At 75.2% G+C, this 18,796-nt stretch carries 12 protein-coding genes and 1 pseudogene; 4 read left to right on the top strand and 9 right to left on the bottom strand.

The genetic code is table 11. The annotated features are described in order from the left end of the window. Positions 1 to 56: 56 nt before the first annotated feature. From IF37_RS0118250 to IF37_RS0118225, 6 genes are all read right to left on the bottom strand, one after another. Positions 57 to 2,423: a glycoside hydrolase family 65 protein gene (locus tag IF37_RS0118250; protein WP_173456898.1), complete on the bottom strand. Its 2,367-nt coding sequence runs from the start codon at positions 2,421 to 2,423 to the stop codon at positions 57 to 59. 2 nt (positions 2,424 to 2,425) lie between these two features. Continuing rightward, a complete protein-coding gene (locus IF37_RS0118245) occupies positions 2,426 to 4,498 on the bottom strand; it encodes a xanthine dehydrogenase family protein molybdopterin-binding subunit (RefSeq protein WP_030743470.1) in 2,073 nt (690 codons plus the stop codon). 26 nt (positions 4,499 to 4,524) lie between these two features. Beyond that, positions 4,525 to 5,520 (bottom strand): xanthine dehydrogenase family protein subunit M, encoded by a 996-nt coding sequence (locus IF37_RS0118240; RefSeq protein WP_030743467.1) that lies wholly within the window; start codon positions 5,518 to 5,520, stop codon positions 4,525 to 4,527. Further along, a complete protein-coding gene (locus IF37_RS0118235) occupies positions 5,517 to 6,056 on the bottom strand; it encodes a 2Fe-2S iron-sulfur cluster-binding protein (RefSeq protein ID WP_030743465.1) in 540 nt (179 codons plus the stop codon). The genes IF37_RS0118240 and IF37_RS0118235 overlap by 4 nt, the downstream gene beginning before the upstream one ends. Before the next feature lie 95 nt (positions 6,057 to 6,151). Then, the gene (locus IF37_RS0118230; protein WP_030743463.1) at positions 6,152 to 8,350 is read right to left on the bottom strand and encodes an RICIN domain-containing protein; all 2,199 of its coding nucleotides are present in this window, start codon (positions 8,348 to 8,350) and stop codon (positions 6,152 to 6,154) included. A gap of 321 nt (positions 8,351 to 8,671) precedes the next feature. After that, a complete protein-coding gene (locus IF37_RS0118225) occupies positions 8,672 to 10,570 on the bottom strand; it encodes an ABC transporter ATP-binding protein (protein ID WP_037856713.1) in 1,899 nt (632 codons plus the stop codon). 97 nt (positions 10,571 to 10,667) lie between these two features. On the opposite strand from IF37_RS0118225, the pseudogene IF37_RS43645 reads away from it, so the two are divergent. Both IF37_RS43645 and IF37_RS0118215 read left to right on the top strand, forming a co-directional pair. Continuing rightward, positions 10,668 to 10,766, top strand: a pseudogene (locus tag IF37_RS43645) (TIGR00374 family protein); the annotation flags it as partial. Positions 10,767 to 10,812: 46 nt separating this feature from the next. Then, the gene (locus IF37_RS0118215) at positions 10,813 to 11,577 is read left to right on the top strand and encodes a crotonase/enoyl-CoA hydratase family protein (RefSeq protein ID WP_030743461.1); all 765 of its coding nucleotides are present in this window, start codon (positions 10,813 to 10,815) and stop codon (positions 11,575 to 11,577) included. Positions 11,578 to 11,584: 7 nt separating this feature from the next. Here the strand turns inward: IF37_RS0118215 and IF37_RS0118210 are convergent, their stop codons facing one another. The 3 genes from IF37_RS0118210 to IF37_RS0118200 are packed head-to-tail and all read right to left on the bottom strand — an operon-like array spanning position 11,585 to position 15,650. Then, on the bottom strand, positions 11,585 to 12,817 hold the full coding sequence (locus IF37_RS0118210; protein WP_030743459.1) for an FAD/NAD(P)-binding oxidoreductase: 1,233 nt from the start codon (positions 12,815 to 12,817) through the stop codon (positions 11,585 to 11,587). Next, entirely contained in the window at positions 12,814 to 14,223 is a 1,410-nt protein-coding gene (locus tag IF37_RS0118205; RefSeq protein ID WP_030743456.1) for an FAD-dependent oxidoreductase, read from the bottom strand. Before IF37_RS0118205 ends, IF37_RS0118210 begins: the two co-directional genes overlap by 4 nt. Further along, positions 14,220 to 15,650, bottom strand: coding sequence for an FGGY family carbohydrate kinase (locus tag IF37_RS0118200; protein WP_030743454.1), 1,431 nt, complete (start codon positions 15,648 to 15,650; stop codon positions 14,220 to 14,222). The genes IF37_RS0118205 and IF37_RS0118200 overlap by 4 nt, the downstream gene beginning before the upstream one ends. Positions 15,651 to 15,901: 251 nt before the next feature. On the opposite strand from IF37_RS0118200, the gene IF37_RS0118195 reads away from it, so the two are divergent. Beyond that, positions 15,902 to 16,888: a hypothetical protein gene (locus IF37_RS0118195; protein WP_030743451.1), complete on the top strand. Its 987-nt coding sequence runs from the start codon at positions 15,902 to 15,904 to the stop codon at positions 16,886 to 16,888. 263 nt (positions 16,889 to 17,151) lie between these two features. Next, complete coding sequence (locus IF37_RS0118190; protein ID WP_052845235.1) at positions 17,152 to 18,684, top strand: amino acid permease; 1,533 nt, start codon at positions 17,152 to 17,154, stop codon at positions 18,682 to 18,684. Positions 18,685 to 18,796: the final 112 nt, after the last annotated feature.

Here is an 18,796-nt window from a genome sequence, read left to right as displayed (position 1 = left end):
GGTGGCTGGAAATCTACTGGCATGTCCGGGAATGTCGAGCCGGACGCGCCCGTGGCTCAGTCCGGCAGCACCAGCCGGGCCGTCTCCCCCGGGCCGACGGGCACCGCCCGGTCCCGCAGCCGGATGTCGATGGGCGAGCCGTCGGAGTCCGGTACGGCGATCTCCAGCAGGGCGCTGCGCAGCCGCAGCCGGACGCCCCAGTGGCCGTGGTAGCGGATGTCGAAGCCGTAGGAGGACAGCTCGGGCAGCGGGACCGGGTCCAGGCGCAGGGCGCCGTCGCGGGTCTCCAGGCCGGTCAGTCCGCGCTGGACGAGGTCGAGGGTGCCGGCCATCGCGCCGAGGTGGATGCCCTCGCCGGTGGTGCCGCCCTGGAGGTCGGCGATGTCGCCGCGCAGGGCCTCCTGGACGAAGCTCCAGGCGGCGGCGCGGCGGGCGCGGGTCAGGACCCAGCCGTGCACCAGGCCGCTCAGGGTGGAGCCGTGGCTGGTGCGGTGCAGGTAGTGGTCGACGGTCGCGGACCAGACGTGCTCGTCCAGCGGGTGGCCCAGCCGCTGGAACAGGGAGCGCAGTTCGAGGGGGGCGAAGAGGTAGCCGAGCATCAGGACGTCGGCCTGCTTGGACGCCTTGTAGCGGTTGACGGTGTCGCCCTCCGCCTCCAGGATGCGGTCCAGGCGCCGGATGTCGTCGTAGCGCCTGCGGTAGCCGTCCCAGTCCAGTTCGGCGAGGTCGCCGTAGCCGTCGAACTGGCTGATCACCCCGTCGTGGAAGGGGATGTGCAGCCCGCGGGAGACCTCCTCCCAGCGGGCGGGCTCGTCCTCGGCGAGGCCGGTGCGCTCGGCGAGTTCGCGGCGGCGCGGCTCGGGCAGGCCGGCCAGCAGCTCCAGGGCGCGGGTGAGCGTCCAGGCGGCGGTGACGTTGGTGTAGGCGTTGTCGTCCAGGCCGGGCCGGGCCGCGTCGGGGTAGGCGTCGTGGTACTCGTCCGGGCCCATCACGCCCCGGATCCGGTACCGGCCGAGGTGGTCGTCCCAGGTGGCCGAGTCGGCCCAGTAGCGGGCGATCTCCAGGAGCATCTCGGCGCCCTCGCCGTGCCGGAACTCGGTGTCGCCGGTCGCCTCGCAGTACTGCCAGACGTTGTACGCGACGGCCGAGCCGACGTGGTGCTGGAGCCGGGAGTGGTCCGGCAGCCAGTGGCCGGAGCGCGGGTTGAGGTGCAGTTGCTGGGTCTCCTCGCGGCCGTCGCTGCCGCTCTGCCAGGGGTAGAGGGCGCCGCGTCGGCCGAGTTCGCGGGCCGCGTGGCAGGCGGCGTCCAGCCGGCGGTGGCGGTAGCGGAGCAGGGCCCGGGAGACCTCGGGGAGGTGCAGGTTGAGGTAGGGCAGGACGAAGAGTTCGTCCCAGAAGACGTGTCCGCGGTACGCCTCGCCGTGCAGTCCGCGGGCGGGGACGCCGACGTCCAGGTCGGCGGTGTGCGGCGAGAGGGTCTGGAGGACGTGGAAGAGGTGCAGCCGGAGGATGCTGCCCGCCTCGCCGGGCACGTCGAGCGCGGTGCGCCGCCACAGCTGCTGCCAGGCGGCGCGGTGCGCGTCCACCAGTTCGTCGAAGGCGGGCGCGGCGGCGACCCGGTCGACGGCCGCGCGCAGCGGGTCGCTGATGGCCGGGTCGCGGGAGGTGTGCAGGGCGACGGTCTTGTCCACGGTGACGGTCCGGCCGGGCGGCAGCCGCAGTCGCAGCCGCTGGACGGCGCGGTGCACCTCGTTGGCGTGTCGCACCGGTACCTCCGCGGTCAGCCGGCCGGCCAGTCCGAAGCGGATGTCGGAGGTGCGGGTACGGCAGCGCAGCCAGACCGTGCCGGGCGCGGAGGTGCCGACGTGGACGTGGGTGAGGTGCCGGCCGTCCAGTTCCCGGTAGCGGGCCACGCCGGAGTTGGTGACGCCGCCGTCGAGGGCGGCTTCCACGTCCAGCTCGACCGGTGCTCCGGCGGCGGTGAACTCGGTGCGCAGCGCGGCGAGGTGGGGGTCGTCGAGGTGGACCAGGCGCAGTTGCCGGACGAGGAGGGTGCCGTCGCCGAGCGCGTAGCGGGTACGGCGTTCCAGCAGACCGGGGTCGAGGTGGAGGATCTGGTGGTGCTCGGTGACGGTGGCGGTGTCCGGGGTGAGCCAGTCGCCGTCGGCGGGCCGGAAGCGCAGGGGCAGCCAGTTGGGCAGGTTGACGATGTCCTCGTTCTCGACCCGGCGCCCGGCGACCTCGGAGGCGAGCCGGTTGTAGCAGCCGGCCGCGTAGGTGCCGGGGTAGTGCACGTCGTCCGCGGTGCACTCGGGCAGCGCCCCGCGGGTGGCGAAGTAGCCGTTGCCGAGGGTGCACAGGGACTCCCGCAGGCGTTCCTCGGCGGGCCGGTAGCCGTCGTACTCCCAGGTGGGCCCGGTCACCGTCACCCCTCGGACAGCAGGCCGGCGAGGATCCGGTCGGGGGTGAGGGGGAGTTCGCGGAAGCGGATGCCGGTGGCGTGGTGGACGGCGTTGCCGAGGGCCGCGGCGGTGCCGACGATGCCGATCTCGCCGATGCCCTTGCTGCCCATGGGGTTGAGGTGGGGGTCGTCCTCGTCGATCCAGTCGGCCTCGATGTCGGGTACGTCGGCCTGCACGGGCACGTGGTAGGAGGCGAGGTCGGCCTCGGTGAAGTCGCCGAATGCCGGCTCCAGGGTGCTGTGTTCGGTGAGGGCCATGCCGAGGCCCATGACCATGGCGCCGGTGAACTGGGAGCGTGCGGTACGGGCGTTGAGGATGCGGCCGGCGGCGTACACGCCGAGGAGCCGGCGGACGCGGATCTCGCCGGTGACGGTGTCGACGGCGACCTCGGCGAAGTGGGCGCCGAACGCGTGCCGCGCGTAGGGGCTGTCGGCGTCGGCCTCGCCGGTCGTGTCCGCGCGGACCACCGGCCCCGCCTCGGGGTGCTCGGCGAGCCGGGCGCAGGCCCGGTGCACGGCCCAGCCCCAGGAGGCGGTGCCGGAGGAGCCGCCGGCCACCGGGGCGGGCGGCAGATCGCTGTTGCCGACCTCGGCGCGCACCCGGTCCAGCGGCACGCCGAGGGCGTCGGCGGCGATCTGCGCGAGGACGGTACGGGCGCCGGTGCCGATGTCGGTGGCGTTGACCCGGACGGTGAAGGTGCCGTCGGGGAGGGCCTCGGCGGTGGCGGCGCACGGCGCGGCCTGGGCCGGGTAGGTGGCGGCGGCGACGCCGGTGCCGATCAGCAGCGGGCCCTCGCGGCGGACGCCGGGGCGCGGGTCGCGGCCGGCCCAGCCGAAGCGGCGGGCGCCCTCGCGCAGGCACGCCACCAGGCCGCGGCTGCTGAACGGTTTGCCGCTGCCCGGCTCGCGCCCCGGTTCGTTGCGGACGCGCAGTTCCACCGGGTCCAGGCCGAGCGCGTCGGCGAGTTCGTCCACGGCGGACTCCAGGGCGTACATGCCGGGTGCCTCGCCGGGCGCCCGCATCCAGGACGGGGTGGGCACGTCCAGTGGCACCACGCGGTGGGTGCTGAGCAGGTTCTCGGTGGCGTACAGGACCCGGGAGACCACGGCGGCGTACTCCACGAACTCCTTGACCCGGGAGGTGTGCGTGGTCACCTCGTGCAGCAGGGCGGTGAGCCGGCCGTCCGGGTGCGCGCCGAGCCGCAGCCGCTGCACGGTGGGGGCGCGGTGGCCGACGACGGTGGGCAGGTGCCGGCGGGGGTAGGCGAGGGTGACGGGCCGTCCGGTGTGCCGGGCGGCGAGCGCGGCGAGGACGACGTCGGGGCGCGGGGTGCCCTTGGAGCCGAAGCCGCCGCCGACGTGTTCGCCGACGACGGTGATCCGCTCCTCGGGGAGCCGGAACATCCGGGCGAGGGCGGACCGCACGGCCGTGCCGCCCTGGGTGGAGGTGTACACGGTGAGCCGGTCGCCGTCCCAGTGGGCCGTGGTGGCGTGCGGCTCCATGGGGTGGTTGTGCAGCGGGGGCACCCGGTAGGTGACGTCGAGGCGCATCCCGGCGGCGGCGAAGGCGGCCTCGGGCTCGCCGTGCACGAGGCGTCCGGGCTGGCCGCCGGCCTCCTGGGGCTCGTATCCGGCCGGGTGGCCCTCGACCGGTCCGACGTCGTGCGGCGCGGTGGCGCAGGTGACCCGGACGGCCCGGGCGGCGGCGCGGGCGGTCTCCGGGGTCTCGGCGACGGCGAGGGCCACGCACCAGCCCCGGTGCGGCACGTCCGGGCCGCGGAGCACGGCGAGCGTGCCGTCCTCGGGTTCGGCGAGCCCGGCCGCGTCGCCGGGGGTGAGGACGGCGAGCACGCCGGGCAGGGCGAGGGCGTCCGAGGTGTCGACGGCGGTGACCCGGCCGCGGGCGACCGGGGCGGGCACGGGCCAGGCGTGGGCGCGGCCGGGCGGGGCGTACTCGGCGGCGTAGCGGGCGGCGCCGGTGACCTTCTGGTGTCCTTCCCGGCGCTCGGCGGGGGCGCCCAGGGCGGTGCCGGTCATGGGGGTCCTCCTGTGACGGTGACGGCTCAGGCCGGTGCGGGTGCCGGGGCGAGGCGGCCCAGGACGTCCAGGGCGAGGTTGCGGGCCAGGGGCACCTTGTAGGCGTTGTCCCGCAGCGGTTCGGCGTGTGCGAGCTCCAGCGCCACGGCCCCCTCGAAGGCGGCGGGCGTGGCGGGGGCGCCCAGCAGGGCCAGTTCGGTGTGCCGGGCCCGCCAGGGCCGGTGGGCGAGCCCGCCGAAGGCGACGCCGACCTGGTCGACCACCCCGTCCACGACCCGCAGCGCGACGGCGACGGAGGCGAGGGCGAAGGCGTACGACGCCCGGTCGCGGGCCTTGCGGTAGGCGGACGGCACTCCGGCGGTGGCGGCCGGCAGCAGCACGCCGGTGATCAGTTCGCCGGGGCGGATCCAGGTGTCCCGCTCGGGGTGCTCGCCGGGCAGCCGGTGCAGGTCGGCCGCCGCGAGGCGACGGCGGCCCTCGGTGCCGTACAGCTCGACCTGGGCGTCCAGGGCGGCGAGGGCGACGGCCATGTCGGAGGGGTGGGTGGCGATGCACTGCGCGGAGTGGCCGAGGACCGCGTGGTCGCGGTGGACGCCGTCCCGGGCGCCGCAGCCGCTGCCCGGCTCCCGCTTGTTGCAGGGCTTGTCCAGGTCCTGGAAGTAGGGGCAGCGGGTGCGCTGGAGCAGGTTGCCGCCGGTGGTGGCGGCGTTGCGCAGCTGGGCGGAGGCGCCGGCGAGGAGGGCCTGGGACAGGGCCGGCCAGCGTTCGCGGACCCGCGGGTCGGCGGCCAGGTCGCTGTTGCGCACGGTGGCGCCGACGCGCAGGGAGCCGTCGGGCAGCTCCTCGACGGTGTCCAGCGGCAGCCGGCCGACGTCGATGAGGAGGGTCGGCCGCTCCACGCCGAGTTTCAGCAGGTCGACCAGGTTGGTGCCGCCGGCGAGGTAGCGGGCGCCGGGGTGGGCCGCGTACGCCTCGACGGCCTCCTGGACACCGGCGGGCCTGAGATAGCCGAAGCCGTTCACTCGATCACGTCCTCGATCGCCTCGACGATGCGCGGGTAGGCCCCGCAGCGGCACAGGTTGCCGCTCATCCGCTCGCGGATCTCGCAGCGGTCCAGCGGGACGGGCCGGCCGGAGGGGGCCGCCGGGTCGGTGACGTGGGACGGGTGGCCGGCCGCCGCCTCGGCGAGCATGCCGAGGGCGGAGCAGAGCTGGCCCGGGGTGCAGTAGCCGCACTGGAAGGCGTCGCGGTCCAGGAAGGCCCGCTGGAGCGGGTGCGGTGCCTCGCCGTCCGCCCCGAGGCCCTCGACGGTGGTGACGTCGCTGCCGTCGAGGGCGACCGCGAGCAGGAGGCAGCTGTTCAGGCGGCGGCCGTCGACCAGCACGGTGCAGGCACCGCACTGGCCGTGGTCGCAGCCCTTCTTGGACCCGGTGAGGTCCAGGTCCTCACGGAGCAGGTCGAGCAGGACGCGCCGGTGGTCGACGCGCAGGGTGTGGGGTTTGCCGTTGACCCGGAGGGTGACCTCGGAGTCGTGGCCGGGCTGGGGTGCGCTGGTCATGGCCGGGATGACCTTCCGGAGGGACGGTGTGGTGCCGCTCAGACCGCGTATCCCGGTCGTGCCCGGCTCACACCTCCGGTAGGCCATCCCGCCGATCACGGGTAGCTGGTGAGGTCGGCGACGTTGCTGCCGGAGTTCGAGGGTCCTCCGGTGTTGTTGATCACGTGGCTGATGGTGCCGGTGCCGCCGAGGGAGACGGTCACCATGCTGGTGAAGCGGACGCCCGGGCGGTCCGGCGCCTCGATGGCGCGCTGGGCGACGACGCCCGGGTCGGCGTTGAAGTAGCAGTAGCTGCCGAGGCCGTACGCCTGGTGGGCGGTGACCGTGTCGGCGACCTTGTAGGCGGCGTAGCCCCGGGTGGAGCCGTTCATCCAGGCGGCCTGGTTCGGCGGGTCGTACGGCATCTCGTTCTGGAAGAAGTAGGTGCGGCCCCGTTCGCCGTTCCACACGGTCTGGTACTTCTGGAAGTGCTCCACGAACAGCCCGTACATGGTCACGTCGGCGCCGTTGACGACCAGTCCGGTGTCGGCGGTGTTGCTGGTCCAGCCGACGCCGCTGCCGTGGTCCGCGCGCCAGATCCACATGTGGTCGCCGATGACGTCGCCGCTGTTGACGACGAGGCCGGTGGCGGCCTTGCCGACGCCCGCGCCGCCGACCCGGAAGTACACGTCGTGCAGGGAGGTCGGGTCGGCCGCGTGGGAGGCGCTGGAACCGGCGGGCCCGACCTCGACCAGGGTCCTGGAGCCGGTGGTCCCGGCGTCGAAGAGCAGACCGGCGATCTTGACGCCGTCGACGTCGGCGACGGTCATCGCGGTGACGCCGTTGTCCGGGACGAGCGTGGCGAGGCCGAGGCCGAGGACCACCGTGTCCGGGCGGGTCACCCGCAGGGTCTGGTCGAGGTGGTACACGCCCGGGGTGACCAGCAGGTTCTTGCCGGCGGCCAGGGCGGCGTTCAGCTGGGACGCGGTCGCGCCCGGCTTCGCGACGTAGAAGGTGTCCAGGGAGAGCGAGCCGCCCGAGGGGCCGCCCGCCCAGCTGGTGGCCGTGGAGTTCGTGCGCACGGACGGCACGAAGACCTGGTAGTTCCCGGAGCCGTCGACGTACAGGAACGGCTTCTCCCGGGAGACCGGGCTCTGCGCGACGGTGGTGTACGGCGGCTTCGGGAAGCTGGTGGCCGGGACGCCCTGGCTGCCGACGAAGACCATGTTCCAGTTGGCGCCGGTCCAGCCGCCGAGCTGCGAGTTGCGGGTCAGCCACTGCTGCTGGGAGCCGGAGTCGACCCGGCCGTCGACCTTGCTGTCGGCGAGGTAGCCGCCGGAGGACCAGCCGCCGTCGTCCAGGGCGAGGTTGCCCCTCAGGTGCATCCGGCGGTACGCGGCCGCCTGCGAGACCGCCCAGCGGTCGCCGCCGCCGGCGGGGTTCACCGACAGGTTCTCGGCGCCGCGCCAGAAGTTCTGGGTGGCGTTGCCCTGGAACCAGTCGGCCTCCGCGTGCACCGCCCCGTTGACCGTCACCGCGTCGGGTGACAGTCCGAGGCCGAGCACCTGGGTGTAGAAGCCGACGTTGACGTCCGCGCTGTAGGCGCCGGGCTTGAACAGCACGGCGTAGCGCTGGGAGCCGAACTGGTTCCGCTCCTGCTGCTGGAAGATGCCGTTCAGCCTGGTCTGGATCGTCGCGGCGGACATGGACGGGTCGAAGACGACGACGTTCGGACCGAGGTCGGGGGCGGCCGCGGACTGGTCCGCCGCGACCACCTGGAAGCGCTGGGCGGCGGAGCCGTTGCAGGTGTACTGGACGAACTGGGTGCCGTCGGCGGTGGCGGCGCCCGGGTCGTCCAGGCACTTGCCGCTGTTGCGGTTGACGAAGTGGTACGCGCCGCCGCCCTCGTCGACCGGCAGCCACTGCTGGTTGGCGCCGCCGCCGTAGCTCCACAGGTGGACCCGCGCGTTGTCGGCGGTGGAGACGTCGGCGACGTCCACGACCTGGCCGGTGTCGTTGGCGTTGCCGATCCGGACGTATCCGTCGCCGGTGGCGGTGAAGCTCCACCGCTGCGCGCCGGAGGTGTTGCACGTGTACTGCTGCACGACGGTGCCGTTGGCGGTGGCGGCCGCCTTGGCGTCGAGACATCTACCGCTTGCCGCGTTCATGACAGTCGAGAGACCGGCGGGCAGGGCGGCGGTCCCGACCGGGGCGGCCGGGGCGGCCGGGGCGGCCGGGGCGGGGGCCGCCGACAGCAGCGCGGCGGCGAGGGACAGCGCGGCGAGCGAGCCCGCCGCCGGGAGGGGTCTGGCCATGGAGGCGGTGGCCTTTCGGGTGGGGGTGTCGCGTGGGGGTGTCGCGTGGGGGGTGTATCGCGTGGGGACGCCTGGGGGTGTCGCGCGGGGTGCCGGCCGCCCGGCCTCGGGAACGGCGGGCGGAGAGCGATCCGTGCGGCTTTGTTTAAGGCGTGAAGCTAGAGGTACGGACCATTGGCGTCAAGGGGGACGACGCGAATCGGGGCGGCACTCGGACGGCGCCGCCGGGGTGGGGCGTCCCCGGGGTGGGGTGCCCCCGGCCGCCCGCCGGGGGCGCCGGGACCGCCCGAGCCCTCCCGGCGGTCCCGGCGGGCGGTGGCCTCAGGCGCTCGCCTCCAGCGGGTCGGGGACCTCCCCCGCCCGCCGGGCGAACTGGGTCCGGTGCAGCTCGGCGTAGCGGCCGTCCTTCGCCAGCAGCTCCTCGTGGGTGCCGCGCTCCACGATCCGGCCGGCCTCCACGACCAGGATCTGGTCGGCGGCCCGGACCGTGGACAGGCGGTGGGCGATGACGACGGCGGTGCGGCCCTGGAGCGCCTCGGTGAGCGCCTCCTGGACGGCCGCCTCGGAGGTGTTGTCCAGGTGGGCGGTGGCCTCGTCCAGGATCACCACCCGCTGGCGGGCCAGCAGCAGCCGGGCGATGGTCATGCGCTGGCGTTCACCGCCGGAGAGCCGGTAGCCGCGCTCGCCCACGACCGTGTCCAGACCGTCGGGCAGGGAGCGCACGACGTCGGTGAGCCGGGCCCGGCCGAGGGCGTCCCACAGTTCCTCGTCCGAGGCGTCGGGACGGGCGAGCAGCAGGTTGGCGCGGACCGTGTCGTGGAAGAGGTGGCCGTCCTGGGTGACCATGCCGAGGGTGGCCCGCAGGGACGCGGCGGTCAGGTCCCGGACGTCGGTCCCGCCGATGCGGACCGCGCCCGCGTCGACGTCGTACAGGCGCGGCAGCAGCTGCGCGATGGTCGACTTGCCGGCGCCGGAGGAGCCGACCAGGGCGACGGTCTGGCCGGGTTCGGCGCGGAAGGAGACGCCGTGCAGCACCTCGGAGCCGCCTCGGGTGTCGAGCGCCGCGACCTCCTCCAGGGAGGCGAGCGAGACCTGGTCGGCGGCGGGGTAGGCGAAGCGGACGGCGTCGAACTCGACGGCGACCGGGCCCTCGGGGACCTCGCGGGCGTCCGGCTTCTCCTCGATGAGCGGTTTGAGGTCCAGCACCTCGAAGACCCGCTCGAAGCTGACGAGCGCGCTCATCACCTCGACCCGGGCCCCGGCGAGCGCGGTCAGCGGGGCGTACAGGCGGGTCAGCAGCAGGGCCAGCGAGACCACCGCGCCGGGCTCCAGGGTGCCGCGCAGCGCGAACCAGCCGCCCAGGCCGTAGACGAGGGCCAGGGCGAGGGCGGAGACCAGGGTGAGGGAGGTGATGAACACGGACTGGGCGGTGGCCGTGCGCACGCCGATGTCCCGGACCCGGGCGGCGCGGGCCGCGAACTCCGCCGACTCCTCCTCCGGGCGCCCGAACAGCTTGACCAGGGTGGCGCCGGGGGCGGAGAACCGCTCGGTCATCCGGGTGCCCATGGCCGCGTTCAGCGCCGCCGCCTCCCGCTGCATCCGGGCCATCCGGCCGCCCATGCGGCGGGCGGGCAGCACGAACACCGGCAGCAGCACCAGCGCGAGCAGGGTGATCTGCCAGGACAGGGTGAGCATCACGGCGAGCGTGAGCACCAGCGTGACGAGGTTGCTGACGACACCGGAGAGGGTGTTGGCGAAGGCCCGCTGGGCGCCGATCACGTCGTTGTTGAGACGGCTGACCAGCGCGCCCGTACGGGTACGGGTGAAGAACGCGACCGGCATGCGCTGCACATGATCGAACACAGCCGTCCGGAGGTCGAGGATGAGTCCCTCCCCGAGCGTCGCCGACAGGCGCCGCCCGAGGATGCCGAGCCCCGCCTCCGCGAGCGCCACGACCGCGATGGCCAGGGAGAGCCGGACCACCGTGGCGGAGTCGCGCCCCGCCACGATCGCGTCGACGACGCGTCCGGCGAGCACCGGGGTGGCGACCGCGAGCAGCGCGGTCACCACCCCGATCAGCACGAACCGGGCGATGCCGGCGCGGTGCGGGCGGGCGAAGGCGGCGATGCGGCGCAGCGTGGCGCGGGCGAACGGGCGACGCTCGGACTGCGCGGTCATCACGCTGTGCAGCTGCGTCCAGGCGGTGGTCTCCATGCTCATGGAGAGAAACGTAGAACCTCAAGCTTCGTTGAGGTCAATGTCCGCGGTATTTCACCCGTACCGGCGTCCCTCCGACCGAAGGCCGCGATGACCACCGTCCGTCGTGGTGCTCGCCTACCGGATCATCACCGTCCGGATACCGCTGGTGCCGGGCGCGCCGACGCTCGGGGCACTGGTGCGCCTGAAGGTCGTCTGAGGCACAGTGGGCGCTTCGAGCCGCCCGCCGAGAAGGAGCGCCCGCCGTGCCGGTCCGCGTGGAACGCAACGAGTACGTCACCACGGTCGTGCTGTCCCGGCCCCGGGCGCGCAACGCGGTGGACGGGCCGACGGCCGCCGCGCTCGCCGCCGCCTTCCGGGCGTTCGAGGCGGACGACGGTGCCCGGGTGGCGGTGCTGTGGGGCGAGGGGGGCACCTTCTGCGCGGGCGCGGACCTGAAGGCGATCGGCACGGAGCGCGGCAACCGGGTGGCGGAGGACGGCGACGGGCCGATGGGGCCGACCCGGATGCGGCTGTCCAAGCCGGTGATCGCGGCGGTGGCCGGGCACGCGGTCGCGGGCGGTCTGGAACTCGCCCTCTGGTGCGATCTGCGGGTCGCCGAGGAGGACGCGGTGTTCGGGGTGTTCTGCCGCCGCTGGGGCGTGCCGCTGGTCGACGGCGGCACGGTCCGGCTGCCCCGGCTGATCGGCACCGGCCGCGCGCTGGACATGATCCTGACCGGTCGCCCGGTGCCGGCCCGCGAGGCGCACGCGATGGGGCTCGCCGACCGGGTCGTGCCGTCCGGTGCCGCCCGCGCCGAGGCGGAGGCGCTCGCCGCGCTGATCGCCCGGTTCCCCCAAACCTGCCTGCGCGCCGACCGGGCCTCGGTCCTGGACCAGGAGGGACTGGACACGGAAACGGCACTGCGCGGCGAACTCCGCCACGGCACGACGGCACTGGCCGAAGGCACCGAAGGCGCCGCCCGGTTCACCGCGGGCGCCGGACGCCACGGCTCCTTCGGCGAGGAGTGAACCGCGCTCAGGCGGTACTGATCCGAACCGGGCCGCCCTCCGGGTCGACGCGGTCGTGCCAGCGGGCGCCGAGGGACAGGGTGCGGTCCGGCAGGGCGGTGCCGGGGCCGAGCCGCTCGCGGTGCAGCAGGCGCCCGTCCTGGTGGACGTGGAGGACGGGCCGGGGCAGCGGGATGCCGGTGCGCAGGACGTGTCCGGCGGGCGGGGCGGCCGGCGTGACGCGGTTCGGCGCGATCCAGCGCAGCGGCGCCGACACGACGACGGGCACCCCCGGCTCCGGCCAGGGCGCGCCCGCCAGGAAGTCCAGGACCGCGCCGGCCGCGCGGGCGCCCTCGCGGGCCGCGGTGCCGGCCGGTTCCACGGCGTGCAGGAGGTTGCCGGCGGCGAAGACACCGGGGCGCGAGGTGTGTCCGAGGCCATCGGTGGAGGGGCCGCGGGTGCCGGCGTCCAGGACGACGCCGCCGCGCCGGGCCAGTTCGTGGTCGGGGACGAAGTCGCCGGTGAACACCACGGCGTCGCAGGGCAGTACGGCCGTACGGCCGTCCCGGTGGCGGACGCGGACACCGGACAGCCGTCCCTGGCCGAGGAGTTCGGTGACCGTGGTCCCGGTCAGCAGCGGGACGCCGTGGCGCAGCCGGGCCGCCTGCGCGCGGGCACGGCCGGTCTGGGCGCGGGGGTGCTCCGTGACCAGGGCGACGACCCGGGCGCCGGCCGCGCGGACGGTGCCGGCCGCCGCGTAGGAGACGTCCGCTGCGCCGGCCACGACCACACGGGTGCCGATGTGCTGCCCGAACAGGTGGACGGCCTGCTGGAGTTCACCGGTGGTGTAGACCCCGGCGGGGCGGGTGCCGGGCACCAGCCGGGCGGGGCGCGGGCGTTCCCGGGCGCCGGTGGCGAGCACGACCGCCCGCGCCGCGATCGTCTCCGGTCCGCCGGGGCCGACGGTGGTGAGCACCGGCCCCTTCGGGGCCCAGTCCAGGGCCGTCACCCCGGTGCGCAGTGTGGCGCCGGACCGCTCGGCGGCCCCGGTGAGCAGGCGGGCGTAACCGGGGCCGGTGAGCGGGCGCGTGAGGGTGCCGAAGCCGCCGTGGGCGCAGTGCCGGGGCACTCCGCCTGGCCGCGTCTCGCGCTCCAGCACCTCCACCCGCCCGGCACCGGCGGCGGCCAGCCGCGCGGCGGCGGCCAGCCCGGCGGGACCGGCCCCGACCACGAGGACGTCGACCTGCCTCGGCCGCGTCACGGTGTGTCCCCCGCGCCGCGCTCGAACAGCTCGCGTACCGCCGCCCCGCAGGAGAAGCCCTGGCAGCGGCCGGCCCGGGCGCGGGTACGGCGGCGCAGGCCGTCCAGGGAGCGGGGCGGGATCGTACTGGCGAGGGCGTCGCGGATCTCCCCGCGGGAGACGCGCTCGCAGTGGCAGACGAGGGCGCCGTACGCGGGGTCGGCGGCGATGAGGTCGGCCCGCTGGTAGGGGCGGGGGAACGCCTCGCCGAGGTTGGGCATCGTCACCGGTTCCGGTTCCCGCACCGGGCCGGGGTCGAGGCCGGTCTCCACCAGCAGCCCGGTGACGTGGACGGCGATGGCCAGGGACGCGGTCAGGCCGGTGGAGCGGATGCCGCCGACGGTGACGTACGCCTGCCCGGGGTGCGCGGTGATGCGGTAGTCCTCGTGCCCGGTGGCCGCGCGCAGCCCGGCGTAGACCGCGGTGACCTCCTCGTCGAGCAGGGCGGGCAGGATGCGCCGGCCCTGCTCCCGCAGCGCGGCCAGTCCCTCGGCGGTGGAGCCGGTGGCGCGCCGGTCGCGCAGGTCCTCGGCGGTGGGGCCGAGCAGGACGTTGCCGTAGACGGTGGGGGCGACCAGGACGCCCTTGCCGAGGGCGGTGGGCACGGGCAGCAGGATGTGCCGGACGAGGGCGCGGGCGAACTTGTCGTGGACGATGAGCTGGCCGCGGCGCGGGGTGACGGTGAACTCCTCGTGGCCGAGCGCGCGGTCCAGGGTGTCGGCGTGCAGTCCGGCCGCGTTGACCAGGCGGCGGGCGCGCAGGGTGCCCCGGCTGGTGGTCAGCCGGTGTCCGTCCGTCCGGCTCAGCCCGCGCACCGTGGTGTTCAGGTGCAGGTCGGCTCCGGAGCGGACCGCCTGGGTGGCGTAGGCCAGGGTCGTCGTCCAGGGGCAGACGATGCTCTCGCCGGGGACGTGCAGGGCGCCGAGCGCGCCGGGGCCGAGGTGCGGCTCGCGGGCGTACAGCTCCCCGGGGCCCAGCAGGGCGGTGTCGTGGCAGGCGTTGCGCCGGGCCTTCTCGGCCAGCCGGGGCAGCGCGGCGAGCTGCTCCTCGTCCCAGGCGACCAGCAGGGCGCCGACCCGCTCGACGGGGATGCCGGTCTCGGCGGCGTAGGCGCCGAGCCGCCGGTACCCCTCGCGGACCAGCCGGGCCTCCAGGGTGCCGGGGGTGGCGTCGAAACCGGTGTGCAGGATCGCGGTGTTGGCCTTGGAGGTGCCCTGGCCGACGTCGTCCTGGGCCTCGACGAGGGCGATGCGCAGGCGGGGGTGGCGGGCGAGTTCCCGGGCGATGGCGCAGCCGACCACGCCGGCGCCGACGATCGCCACGTCGTACGGCGCCGACGGCAGCGGACCGGACACGGTGACGGTCATGAGCCGAGGAGGGCGGCGACGGCGGTGCGGAAGGCGGCCCGGCGTTCGGCGGCCTCGTCGGCCGGGACGCGGGGCTCGTACACGGCGGCGGGCGCCCAGTCGGGCAGGGCTGCCTCGACGCCCGTCCCGGGGTGCGCGCCGTGGGCGGCGAGGGCGGCGGCCCCGAGCGCGGTGGCGTCGGGCAGTGCGGACACCTCGACCGGGCGTTGCAGCAGGTCGGCCTGGGTCTGCATGAGCAGCGCGGAGCGGGTGAGGCCGCCGTCGACGCGCAGCGTGTCCAGGGGCGCGCCGAGGTCGCCGGCGGCGGCCTCGGCGAGTTCGGCGACCTGGGCGGCGATGCCCTCGCACAGGGCGCGCACCAGGTGCCCGGGTCCGGTGTCGAGGCCGAGCCCGGTGAGGGAGCCCCGCAGGTCGCCGCGCCACCACGGGGCGGCGAGGCCGGCGAGCGCCGGGACGAAGGTGACCCCGCCGCTGTCGGGGACGGACCCGCCCACCGGGTCGAGGTCGGCCGCGGAGGAGATGACGCCGAGGCCGGTGAGCCAGCGCACGGCGGAGGCGGCCGTGTAGACCTGCCCGTCCAGGCAGTAGCCGGTGTCTCCGGCGAGCCGCCACGCCACGCACGCGACCAGGCCGGAGTCGCCGCGCCGGGGCCGGTCGCCGGTGTGCGCGAGCAGGAACGCGCCCGTGCCGTAGGTGCACTTGGCGGTGCCGGGCGCGGTGACGCGCTGGGCGAGGAGGGCGGCCTGCTGGTCGACGATCAGTCCGGTGAGCGGGATCTCGGGACCGAAGGCGGTGGTCGTGCCCACCGGCCGGGCGTTGTCGGTGACCTCGGGCAGGGGTTCGCCGGCCAGGCCGTAGAGGTCCAGGGCGCGCGGCGACCAGGCGGTACTGTCCAGGTCCAGCAGCTGGGTGCGGCCGGCGGTGGCGGCGTCAGTGGCGAAGGCGCCGGTGAGCCGGTGGACGAGCCAGGCGTCGGAGGTGGTGACGACGCCTTCGCGGGTGCGGTGGCGGCGGATCCAGGCCATCTTGGGCGCGGCGAAGTACGGGTCGAGGGGCAGCCCGGTCAGCTGCCGCAGCTCCTCGGCGTGCTCGCCGAGTCCGGCGCACACGGTCTCGGCCCGCCGGTCCTGCCAGACCAGGGCGTCGGTGAGCGGGCGGCTGGTGGCGGGGTCCCAGGCGAGGACGGTCTCCCCCTGGTTGGCGAGGCCGAGCGCGACGACGTCCTCGCCGGCCTCGGCGAGCGCGCGCCGGCCCGCCTCGACCACCGAGCCGTACAGGTCCGCCGGGTCCGCCTCGACCAGGCCGCCGGGCAGGTACCGGGGCCGTACCTCGGCGAATCCGCTGCCGAGGACCCCGCGTTCCGGGCAGACCACGAGGGCCTTGGTACCGGACGTGCCCTGGTCGACGGCGAGCACCGGTCCCGTCATCGCGCGCTCCGCGCGGTGGCGTGGGAGATCACCGCGCCAGCCTGCCGTCGCACCGGCCGTGAGTCAAGGTCCGCCCGCACCGCCAACTCGCCTTGTCTGGTAGTTGACTTGGCAACAATGGAAGGTCGCACCCTCCGCCTCTATAGTGACCGCCGACCACCCGAGTACCGCTCCACCACGCCCAGGGGAGGGCTGTTGCAACGTCACCCCGCCGCCTCGCCCGTGCCCCCGTGGCGAGGGGCCGGCGGCTGATGGCCAGAGACGGAGCCCGTCCCTCCTACGACCCCGCCGGCCCCGACCACGCGCTGCGCACCGCGCTCCAGGACCTGCGCACCGGACGCTGGATGGCCATGCGCACCCTGCTGGCGGAGACCACGCGGTGGTGGCAGTGGACCCAGCGCACCCAGGTCCTGGCCACGGCGGCGGCCGGCACCGACGTGGTGCGGGCCTGGCTCAGCGAGGAGCCGGGCAGCGTCCACGCGGCGGTGATGCGTGCCCGGGTCGGCGTGGAGCGCGCGCTGCGGGCCCGGCGCGAGGGGCACCGCCGTACCCACGAACTGTGGATCGAGGCGTGGGACGCCGCCCAGTCGGCGTCCGCCCTCGCCCCGCGCGACCCGGTGCCCTGGGTCTGTCTGCTGGCGCTGGCCCAGCTCGATCCGGAGCAGCGCTGGGAGGAGCACCGGGCCGACCCGCCGGAGCCGATGCTGCCGCCGGGTCCCTGGGGGCTGCTGGCGGAGGCCGGCCGGCGTGACCCGTACAACCGCGAGGCCCACCACCGGATGCTCCAGTTCCTGTACGTGCGCGGCGGTTCGGGCCGGCTGGCGGAGGCCGCCGGGTACGCGCAGTGGGCCGTGGGCCAGGCCCCGCCCGGCTCCGCGCTGCACCTGCTGCCGCTGTACGTCCGCGTCGAGCGCTACCGCCGGGACAGCGGGCACGACGCGGCGCTGGACCTGCACTGGGTGGCGGAGGAGGCGGCCCGCGAGGCGCGGCACGCGCTGCACTCCTGGTTCGAGCCGGCCCGGCCCGCCGAGCGCGCGCTGCCGGACCTCAACCACCTGGCCCACGCCCTGTGGGGCTCCCTCCGGTTCGCGGAGGCCGCCCGGGTGTTCGACGCGATCGGCCCGTACTTCACCCCGCCGCCGTGGAGGTACCGCACCCCGGACCGGGAGCGTGCCGTGGAGGTGTTCACGCAGGCCAGGGACCGCTGCCGGGCCTCGGCGGACGGCCCGGGCCGCTGAACGCACCGGACACCGCCCGCACGCCGGGACGGCCGGGCGCCCGGACAGCCGGACACCCGGAAGGACCCCTCCCGCCTCGGACGCCCCGCCGCACCGCTCCCGAACGGCGCACCGCGCCACCGCACCACCGCCGAAGCTTCCACCCCACCACCGCTGACGGTTCCACCGCACCACCCCCGAAGGTTCCTCCGCACCGCCCGTACGTCCCCCGGCTCCACCCGAAGGTCCCCGATCGACGACTGCTGATCCCCGGAGGTCTCCGCGTGTCCCCCACCCCCGATCCCTCGCCCCTGCCCGGGCTGCCGCAGCAGGACGAGGAGCAGCGCCTGCGCGAACTCGGCTACCGGCCGGTGCTGGCCCGCCGCATGGGCGGCTTCGGCAACTTCGCGATCAGCTTCTCGGTGATCTCGATCCTGTCCGGCTGCATGACCCTGTACGGCTTCGGCCTGAACACCGGCGGTCCCGCCGTGATGCTGTGGGGCTGGGCGGGCGTCGGCCTGTTCGTGCTGTGCGTCGGTCTCGCGCTCGCCGAGGTCACCAGCGCCTATCCGACCTCGGGCGCCCTGTACTACATGGCCGACCGGCTCGGCGGCCGGCGCTGGGGCTGGTACACGGGCTGGCTGAACCTGCTCGGCCTGCTCGGCGCGATCGCCGGCATCGACTACGGCGCCGCCCTGTTCGCCGGAGCGTTCGCCAACCTTCAGTGGGGCATCGAGCCGACGCCCGGCCGGACCATGCTGATCTTCTGCGCCATCCTGCTGCTGCACGCGGTGCTGAACCTGTTCGGGGTCCGCCTGGTCAGCCTGCTCAACTCGGTCAGCGTGTGGTGGCACCTGGCGGGCGTCGCGCTCATCGTCGGCGCCCTGGTGATCGTCCCGGACCACCACCAGTCGCCGTCCTTCGTGTTCACGGAGTTCGTCAACGGGACCGGCTGGGAGAACCCGGTCTACGTGGCGGCGATCGGCCTGCTGCTCGCCCAGTACACCTTCTCCGGCTACGACGCCTCCGCCCACCTGTCGGAGGAGACCGCGCACGCCTCGGTGGCCGCCTCCCGCGGCATCGTCCGCGCCATCTGGGTGTCCTGGCTCGCGGGTTTCGTCCTGCTGGCCGGCCTCACCTTCGCCATCCAGGACTACGACGGCACGCGCGCCACGGCCACCGGGGTGCCGCCCGCCCAGATCATGCTCGACGGCCTCGGCACCGACGGCGCCGCGGCGCTGCTCCTAGTGGTCATCGCCGCCCAGCTGTTCTGCGGCAACGCCGAGGTCGCCGCGGCCAGCCGGATGGTGTTCGCGTTCAGCCGGGACGGGGCGCTGCCCGGCTCGCACCTGTGGCGCAAGGTGAGCGCCCGCACCCAGACCCCGGTCGCCGCCGTCTGGCTGTCCGTCGCCGTCGCCTGCGTCCTCGCCCTGCCCTCGCTGTACTCGGCGACGGCGTACCAGGCGGTGACCGCCATCAACGTCATCGGCATCACCCCGGCCTACGCCATCCCCGTGTTCCTGCGGCTGCGCGCGGGCGACCGCTTCCAGGCGGGCCCGTGGCACCTGGGCCGCTGGAGCCGGCCGGTCGGCTGGATCGCGGTGGTGTGGGTGGCGTGCGTGACCGTCCTGTTCTGCCTGCCCCAAGTGTCGCCGGTCACGGTCGAGTCGATGAACTACGCGGTGGTGGCGCTCGCCGTGGTGCTGCTCCTCGCCAGCGTCTGGTGGTACGTCGCCCGCCGGTCGTACGGCACGCCCTCCACCGGCGCCTACGGCAGCGACCGTGACCAGGCGGATCTCGCCGAGGGCATCGTCTGAGCCCGCCGTCCGGGGCGGGCCGGTCCGGGTGCGGACCGGTGTTCCCCATGCGGCAGGATGAACGAACGCGCCGGTCACCGGAGTTCCGGGGCCGGCGCGTTCGCACATCCCG

Source organism: Streptomyces sp. NRRL S-31 (assembly GCF_000718775.1).
In the GTDB taxonomy this organism is placed as follows: domain Bacteria; phylum Actinomycetota; class Actinomycetes; order Streptomycetales; family Streptomycetaceae; genus Streptomyces.
This window is presented reverse-complemented; position numbering and strand designations above follow the sequence as displayed.